6 protein-coding genes and 1 pseudogene are annotated in these 8,739 nt (G+C 35.1%); 1 reads left to right on the top strand and 6 read right to left on the bottom strand.

Annotation, left to right across the window (positions count from 1 at the left end; translation table 11 throughout):
• Positions 1-1,860 (bottom strand): transcriptional regulator (locus tag RMR19_RS10405; RefSeq protein WP_310603428.1); only part of this gene is annotated, 1,860 nt, incomplete at its 3' end.
• Between the two features lie 420 nt (positions 1,861-2,280).
• On the opposite strand from RMR19_RS10405, the gene RMR19_RS10400 reads away from it, so the two are divergent.
• Positions 2,281-4,320 carry a vWA domain-containing protein gene (locus tag RMR19_RS10400; protein WP_310603427.1) on the top strand — a complete coding sequence of 680 codons (2,040 nt, stop codon included), beginning with the start codon at positions 2,281-2,283 and terminating at the stop codon, positions 4,318-4,320.
• A gap of 59 nt (positions 4,321-4,379) precedes the next feature.
• Here the strand turns inward: RMR19_RS10400 and RMR19_RS10395 are convergent, their stop codons facing one another.
• From RMR19_RS10395 to RMR19_RS10375, 5 genes and pseudogenes are all read right to left on the bottom strand, one after another.
• Positions 4,380-4,598 carry a YdbC family protein gene (locus RMR19_RS10395; RefSeq protein ID WP_310603426.1) on the bottom strand — a complete coding sequence of 73 codons (219 nt, stop codon included), beginning with the start codon at positions 4,596-4,598 and terminating at the stop codon, positions 4,380-4,382.
• 8 nt (positions 4,599-4,606) lie between these two features.
• Positions 4,607-5,137 (bottom strand): Holliday junction resolvase RecU, encoded by a 531-nt coding sequence (locus RMR19_RS10390; RefSeq protein ID WP_310603425.1) that lies wholly within the window; start codon positions 5,135-5,137, stop codon positions 4,607-4,609.
• A gap of 138 nt (positions 5,138-5,275) precedes the next feature.
• Positions 5,276-6,235 carry an RluA family pseudouridine synthase gene (locus RMR19_RS10385; protein WP_310603424.1) on the bottom strand — a complete coding sequence of 320 codons (960 nt, stop codon included), beginning with the start codon at positions 6,233-6,235 and terminating at the stop codon, positions 5,276-5,278.
• A 107-nt stretch (positions 6,236-6,342) separates the two neighbouring features.
• Positions 6,343-6,975 carry a hypothetical protein gene (locus RMR19_RS10380; protein WP_310603423.1) on the bottom strand — a complete coding sequence of 211 codons (633 nt, stop codon included), beginning with the start codon at positions 6,973-6,975 and terminating at the stop codon, positions 6,343-6,345.
• Between the two features lie 19 nt (positions 6,976-6,994).
• Positions 6,995-8,739 (bottom strand): annotated as a pseudogene (locus RMR19_RS10375) (YgiQ family radical SAM protein); the annotation flags it as partial.

The following is an 8,739-nucleotide window of genomic DNA, read 5'->3' as shown; positions in this document are numbered from 1 at the left end:
CATACTTCTTGCCTTGTATACGGTAATTCTCTTAATATCTTTACCATCTAATTGTGAATTCTCAGATGAGAATATAAAACCAAAGTTCTTACTATTGATTGCAGATTTAATCGAATTTGTAAATCCTGTAATCTCTTTTGCCATTGTTGTTACAGCTCTTAAAGAGTGATCTGATGCTTCGATATCAAAACGAACACCTGGATAGTTTCCTGTTACATTCTTAAAGTGTTCTTTTAGATATTCAGGGCACTGGTATGCGGAAACAATACCTGCAGCAACATAAGCAGCTCCAACATATACACCTTCAATCCATAACTTCAAGATATCTTCTCTTTCTTTCGATAGCGTTACACTACCTACTTCATTTACTACCATACGATTATCAATTACTACTCCTGATTTATCCTTTGGAATAATTGTAAAGTTTGGTAAGCAGCAAGAAACATACTCGCTGTAATCTTTCTTTAGTAACACGCTACTCTTATCGATAAATTTATCAATACCTGCAGTTGCAATATGATTAAATGTTGTTTCCTCACCTGTTTGATAGTTGAAGAATATCTGAATCTTGTAATCTTTTGCTATATCAAGTAATGTAATTAACGATTCCATGGAATTGCTGTCCGTTTGCTCTTCTACATCATTTCCTCTAAAACGGGCACGTTTTAATTTCACTCTACCTGTTGATTCTAGTCCGATATCTGGAACAATACCAAGCCATACGGTATTCTCAAAATCATTCTTTGTATTCACCGAGTTAAGGAATGTTTCTAAACGAGGAAGATTACTGCTCTTTACTAACATATCTAACTTTGTGTTTGTGATTAACAGTGATGGAACCATGCCTCTTCTCTTTGTATCATATTGATCGAAGAACATCTTCACACCAAGAATCTTCTCTACTAATGGTTTTACTGTCTTTACGAAATCATCTTTCGCACTCTTATAGAATTCTAAGTAGGTATTGTAGTTTACTACTTCCTTTTCTACATCTACTTGTTCATCAACTACTGCTGTTAATGGACAGAATGTTCGAACAACAAGACTTCTAACATAATCTGAGGTTTCTTCATTCACTGCTTCATAATCTTCTTCAAATGCTTGAATTAAACCTGCTGAATTATTCTCATTCAAAGCAACCAACGTCGTCTTCTCTTCTTTTGGTGCTTCTAGTATCTGTAATTCACCTGTCGTTCCCATGCTAAGTACACCGATTTGAAGTGGTTCTTCATTCTCGTTTCCATCTGTACCTGAAATTAAAAGACGTGTTTTAATATCTTCAATTGCTAATGGTAACATCGCCATTACGTTATTGTAGTTGCTGCTTGCTTCTTCAAACTTATAATTAAGCTTATCTGCAACATCTAATTTCTTAGGATCGCCTTCTTCTAATGCTTCATATTGTTCGTAAAGATAGTGAACCTCTCTACGTACTTGCTTGATATCATCCATAACTTTCTTAGGTGAAATCATATCTAAGATATTCTCAAATTTGAAATCAACATTAATTTTTCCTTGTGCTCTCTTTGTATCGATAAGAGTAAATAGCATATTAAGGAAATCATTTTGGCGATTAATTGGTATTGCTGTAATATATTCATCTGCGATATGTTCTGGTTTATTCAGAGTATACATAACTTTTTGGTTTCCAGCACTAAAGAATGAATATACAACTGGTGAAAACTTATCTAAGAATTCATCAAAACTTGTAACTAATAAACTTTCATTAATCTCTTTAATCTTCGCATCATCTAAACCATCAATTCCTCTTGTATCTCCAATCAATGTTAATAGATTTGGTCTTTCCGGGTTAATCTCCTCGAAAAGCATTGTTCGATTGGTTTGCGTTATAACTTCCATACATTACTTCCTTTCTTTGTCCACTAATTCTTGCTATCTATTTTGTGCGTTTTTTTAGCACGAAATAGATTTTTATCATTAATAAGCAACTAAAAATTTATGTTTTTCTTTTTATTTTTCTCTTTAGTTGCAATTAATTTCATTATGTTACTGTATTTGGCGATATACAATTTTATCCTACTTTAGTCCTATTCCATTTTTTACAAGTTTATGTAATAATAGATATATCCATTTTTTACAAGAAATTCTTGTATCTAATCATATTTTACAAGGAATTTAATCTATATTATGACATCTTTCGCCATTACGCTTTATATATTACTATTATTCACAAAAAATGCATATAGGATAATATTCCTATTTCATTTTATTTACTTTTGTGTTATATTATGTAAAAACGTTACGTCGAAAGGTGTTATTATGTGTAATTATAGAAAAACATTAAAATTAATATCTTATATCTTTTGTTTTTTTCTATTATCAAACTTTTTCTGTAATATCTCATTTGCAAAAGCCAAAGATTATGAAACAACTCCAACAACAACCGATGTTGTCTTCATCCTTGATGTAAGTGCTTCCATGAAAAAAACTGATAGTGAACGAATATCCATAGAAATTATTAAGTTAATGATTGATTTGTATTCCGATTCGAATACTAGAGTTGGCTTTATCGCCTATAATGATTCGATTGTATCCATCTACAATCTAGCAGATATGTCGAACGCTTCCTTGCGTAAAGACTTGAAGAAGCAGATTAATACTCTTCCATTCTCTGGTTATACGGACATGGGACTTGCCTTGAAGAAAGGCTTGAAATTATTTGATTTAGAAAAAGATAAAGAGAACCAACCGATTGTGATTCTACTGTCAGATGGTGAAACAGATTTATCTGGTAGTACAAGTAAACGTACTGACTCAGATTCCTATAATGATATAAAAAAGAGTATCTCACTTGCTAAGAAAAGCAACATTCCAATCTATACAATTGGTCTTACGGATAATTACAATACCAATCTGGATTATCTTACAGATATCTCTTCGAGTACGAATGCAGCATCCTACACAGCTACAAATCCTTATCAATTAATTGATATATTAAATGGTATTCTTTCTCCTTATACCGATACCATTATTTCACCTACAACAACTTATACTTGCAATAAATCTACAAATTCTATTGATATCACTCCAATAGATGAAAGTACAGATACACTAAATATCATTCTATTACAAAAAGATAGTCCTAATCTTGAGGACGTTCTTACTTCTGCAGAAGATACTACCATTGTACGTTCTAATGCTTATACTTTAGTAAAGATAAAGAAACCATTAAAAGAAACGATACGTTTAAAGTTTGAGAAGTCAAGTTCGACTCGTTCTATTAATTTAACAACATTGAATACCTATGACTTTACTCCTACTATTGTTTTAGAGGATAGCATTCCAAAGAGTCAATCTTCTTCCTTTCAATTTGTATTTAAAGATATCTCCACAAAGGAGATCGTAACAGACTCTGATTTATATAATTCTACTCTTGTCGAATATACGATTAAAGAATGTAGTACTGGCAAGATTAGCAAACTTGTTGCCACAAACGAAGATTCCTCTTGTGACAGTTCTTCCACTTTTGCTACGATTGGAACATATGAAATCTATGCTACCTATAAAAGCGATTTTCTAATTGGGACAACAGATACATTTACATTCGAGGTCGTTAATACTCCACCTACAGCCCTCTCTTCGTTAACCGAAACGATTGTCAACCAAGAAGGCCTGCAAACTTATAACCTCGAAACATTATTCACCGATAAAGATAATGATACGCTTTCCTATGCTGTTGAAGATATCACTGGTGCTTCCCTTGATGCCTCTATCACAAATGGAACATTACACGTAAAAGGGAATGCCTATGGTGATTCTACTGTTGTTATCTCAGCAACAGACGAAAGTGGTGATAGCTGCACTACAACAATCTCCATTCATTGCATATCTATCTATACTAAGCACAAAACACTAATTACAATAGCAATCATTGTGTGTGTTGCTCTTATTGCTATCATCGCTTGCTTCATAATTATCAAACGTATACGCAAGCGAATTGCTATGCCAAAACCTGAATTCGTTGGACATCTTGTTGGCTACTTCTTATCAACGAAAAATGCAGAAGAAATTCCACCACTAAAGTGGAATCTCGCAGAGTATCCAAACAAAGCTCTTTCTATGACTCGTTTGCTTAAAGACCGTTCTGTAGAGCTAACACTTCCTGATTCAGACAAGATATGGTTCTCACCGAAAGTTGGAAGCGCAATTGAACTTATTCATAATACAAGATGTACCATTCTTGTAGGTACACAGGTGGTTAATCGTAATACGCCTACAATTCTTCATTATGGTGATAAACTTTACATAGCATTTGAAGATATGAGTACGGAAATCGAACTGCGGTTTAAGAATTCTTAGATAACAAAAAAGCCAGAACTAGATATGATAGCTTTCATCTCTCTAGTTCTGGTCTATTCTTATATATATTTATTCAATATCTCTTTTAACTTTCCCGCTTCTTCCTTCGTAAAAGTTGTACCTTTTCCCATCTTCTCATGATTAGGTGCCCAGTCTCGTAAATCAAACTTCGGTTCAGCACCATTCCAACTAATTAAGTTGATTTCTTTTGTCCAACCCTTTGCGTTTTCTGATAAAACACCAATTTCTTCGACGATATCAAATTTTATATCTGCCATTTTTCCTCCTATCTGCTTGCCAAATCCTGATTCAACATCTCAAGATAATGTACAAACACTCCATTATTCGTTGAAATCTCATAACATGGTGTCAATTCTTCATAACGAAAACTCTTTCTTCCACCTTGCTGTGCCCTCTCCCAGAATGTCTCTAATTCTTTAAATCTAAGGTAGTAAAAGTAGTTTTTATTAGAATAGTAGATAAGCAAAAAGGCTACTCCACCCTGCTCTTCAAATTCCTTCATAAACTGCATCTGGTGTTCATGAATATTCTGCAATGGAAACGTATCGGTAGCACATTCCTTCGCATCAAAACAAACAGGAATCCCTTGAACAGCACCTATGTAGTCAACCGTACTTCTTTGTTCGAAGTACGCAAGTGTTATATGTCTCGTTGCTTTATCAATATTGATTGGCTTAATCGGAGTAGGAATCTTCTGTATCAATGCCAAATGATTCGCACGATACTTCTCGTTCGTCAGATTAACCAATTCTTCTAATGTCGAGCCACGAAGACCTCTTGAATTCCATGATGGCATAACTTATGTCCCTTTCTTTTTATGCTTAAAGCGTGTCTAAAACCATTGCTCTGTTCTGTTCCTTCCACTTAGTGGTATGCACAGCCCAGTAAACGCAATTTTCAGACACGCCCTAGAGCATAGAATATAAAACATTCTTTAAAACAATTCCTTAACAATCCGCTCAAACAACGCAGGACGTTCCGCTACAAATTCCTTATCTGACAGATTACTACAAGCCCCCTCTAACTGCGGAAAATGAATCCTATATGCATGTAGTAATTGATTTTCTAAAGAAAATTGCTTCTTCATCTGTTCATTTACATTACGATTACCATATTTATAATCGCCAATGATTGGGTGTCCAATACTTTGCAGATGAGCACGGATTTGATGCGTCTTACCTGTTATTAATTTTACTTGCAGCAATGTATATGCTCCATTTGTCTTTAATGGTACATATTCTGTCGCAATCGGGTCTGCCCCTTTTACGATACGATCTGTAATAGACACTTTGTTTGTCTTCTCGTCTTTGTATAGAAAACCATTTATTCTTTGCGACTGCTCTATAGTTCCTTTTACGATACAATGATAATATTTATCAATTGTACGCTCTTTGAATAACTCAGCCATCGTCTGTAAGCCAATTAGTGTCTTGCCCGCTACTACTAACCCACTTGTATTACGGTCAAGTCGGTTACAAATAGAGGGTTTGAAACTTCTTAACTCCTCTTTTGTCAACTGATTGCTCTTTAACAGATAGCTAATAATACATTCTACCAAAGAAACATCATCTTTCTCTGCCTTTTGCGATAGCATTCCTACTTCTTTATTAATCAAAAGTATATTCTCATCTTCGTAGATAATTTGAATTCCTTCTTCGACTTCCTCAACCGATACCTCGCTGAATTTTGCAATGGTATCATCAGAAAAGAATAGCTTAATCTCATCCTGCTCTTCTAGCTTTTCACTTCCATCCGCTTTCTTTCCATTCAACGTAATATTCTTTTTGCGAAGCATCTTATACAGAAAACTCTTAGGTGCTTTATTCAAATATTTGGCAAGCAACTTATCAAGTCGTTGATTCGCCTCGTTTTTTGATACAATTATACTCTGCATTTTTTGTCTACTCCATTATCTATCACCATTCAAGGTTGTTTCTAACTCTACATGCAACGATTCCGGACTTCAACCTTCCAATATTACTACCTTCTGAATCATTACCTCTACACATTCAATGTCTTTAAAAGGTGAACAATCTCATCTCGTGCATTGCTTTCTGTAGTATCCTCTACTTGCTCACTTGATTGTTCCTTAGTCTGTTCATTATGTTCATTTGACTGTTCACTTGGTTGTTCGCTTTGCTTTCCAAGTGTCTTCACCCGTAACAGATATTTGCCAAAATCCGTCAACACTTTTACCTCGCAGCTATAACCTTGGTTTTTAATTGTTCTTGCCAAGTATGTCTGTATATAAGAGGTGTCTTGTCCTGCTTTCCCAAGTAACACAATGACATGTCTATCATCTACAACAGCACAATCCAGATTCATAACTTTATCAGGTGATGTCATTACCAAATCGGATATCATAGTTGCATCAGGTGGTACTGCTTTGCAAACTTGCTCATACTCTTTGCTATCCATAGATTGATATGGTGCAACAACAACATAACCAACTAACATCTTAGCGCCTGGTAATGCTAATAAAACTGAGACAATTGTGAATACATTATTCCTTGAATTATCATTAAGAAGGTATCCCACTACAAAGATAATGATACCAATCAACGCTATAATAATTGTATTACGTAACTGTACTTTTTTCTTGTATTTAATATAGCCATATGTTCCTTTATCCACGTGTGTGTTCCTCCTACCTTTATTTCTTCTTCGCTTTATGAACGTTACGAATTGCCTTCTTTTTAGACGTATTCTTTCCAGCGCCAGTTCCCGCATTTGCATTCTTACCTCTTGCTGGTACACCTTGCTTACTTGAACCGCCTTGTTTACTTGAACCACTTTGTTTATTCGAACCACCTTGTTTTGTCGAACCATTTGGATTATATTGTCCATAACGATCAACATTTCTCGGACGTATTAAGCAGTGTTTACTAAATCCAATTAAGTCCATACGGTCCGCTTTTTGTAATGCTTCTACTACTAAATCATAATTCTTAGGATTACGATATTGAATTAATGCACGTTGCATCGCCTTCTCATGAGGATTCTTTGGTACATACACTTTCTTCATCGTTCTTGGATCTAACTCTGTATAATACATGCAAGTTGAAATCGTCGATGGTGTTGGATAGAAATCTTGTACCTGTTCCGGCATATATCCCAAATCCCTCAGATATTCGGCAAGTGCAACCGCTTCCTTCATTGTAGAACCAGGATGGGAAGACATCAGATATGGTACAACAAACTGCTTCTTACCAACGTCGTCATTCGTTTTCTTGTAAGCTCTGATAAATCTCTCATACACATCATTCGATGGTTTACCCATAAGCTGTAATACCTTATCACTAATATGTTCCGGAGCAACTTTTAACTGACCACTTACGTGATGTTCGCATAATTCCTTCATAAATGTATGATCTCTATCATGGATAAGATAATCAAAACGAATTCCCGAACGGATAAATACTTTCTTAACCTTTGGAAGTTCTCTTAACTTTCTCAATAAGCTTAGATAATCTTTATGGTCAATCTTTAGATTCTTACATGGTGTTGGGAAGAGACATTGCTTATTCACGCATACCCCTTTTGTCTTTTGTTTCTCACAAGCGGTATGTCTAAAGTTCGCCGTTGGCCCTCCAACATCGTTGATATACCCTTTGAAATCTTTATCCCAGATTAGGTGTTGCGCTTCCTGCAGAATGGACTCATGACTTCTTGTTTGAATCATTCTACCTTGATGGAATGTTAACGCACAGAAACTACAGCCACCGAAACAACCACGATTACTTACTAAACTGAATTTTAATTCTTCAATCGCTGGGATACCACCTTGTGCCTCATAACTTGGATGATAATCTCTCATCTATGGCAACGCATATACACGATCCATCTCTGCCTGTGAAAGTGGTTTCGCTGGTGGATTTTGTACTACATATTCATTCTCTTTATATTTCTCTACAAGTGGTTTTGCTGTAATCGGATCTGTATTACAATATTGTTTATAGAAACTCTTTGCAAACTCCTCTTTGCTTGCAAGTATATTCTGATAGTCTGGTAATATAATCGCATCATAAACAGAGTCCAAGTTTTTTGCTTTATATACCGTTCCTGCAATAAATGTGATATCGGAAACCGCAATTCCACTTTCCAATGCATCTGCAATCTCTACAATAGATTTTTCTCCCATACCATACGATATAATGTCTGCTCCTGAGTCAAGAAGGATAGAACGTTTTACTTTATCACTCCAATAATCATAGTGAGCAAGTCTTCTAAGACTCGCCTCAATTCCACCTGTAACAATTGGAATATCTTTATATACTTTTCGAATCAAATTGCAATATACAATTGTTGCACGGTCTGGACGTTTTCCCATAACACCACCTGGTGAATAGGCATCTACATTACGATGTTTCTTGGCAACGGTGTAATGATTTACCATAG

Origin of the sequence: Anaerosporobacter sp. (assembly GCF_031551385.1) — a bacterium.
GTDB lineage: Bacteria > Bacillota > Clostridia > Lachnospirales > Lachnospiraceae > Anaerosporobacter.
The sequence above is the reverse complement of the archived record's forward strand: the minus strand, read 5'-3'. Positions and strand labels throughout refer to the sequence as shown.

What these genes read in the sequence shown, in the direction of transcription:
- RMR19_RS10400 (WP_310603427.1), top strand. Translation starts at nt 2,281, where the DNA reads ATGTGTAATTATAGAAAAACATTAAAATTAATATCTTATATCTTTTGT.
- RMR19_RS10395 (WP_310603426.1), bottom strand. Translation starts at nt 4,598, where the DNA reads ATGGCAGATATAAAATTTGATATCGTCGAAGAAATTGGTGTTTTATCA.
- RMR19_RS10390 (WP_310603425.1), bottom strand. Translation starts at nt 5,137, where the DNA reads ATGCCATCATGGAATTCAAGAGGTCTTCGTGGCTCGACATTAGAAGAA.
- RMR19_RS10385 (WP_310603424.1), bottom strand. Translation starts at nt 6,235, where the DNA reads ATGCAGAGTATAATTGTATCAAAAAACGAGGCGAATCAACGACTTGAT.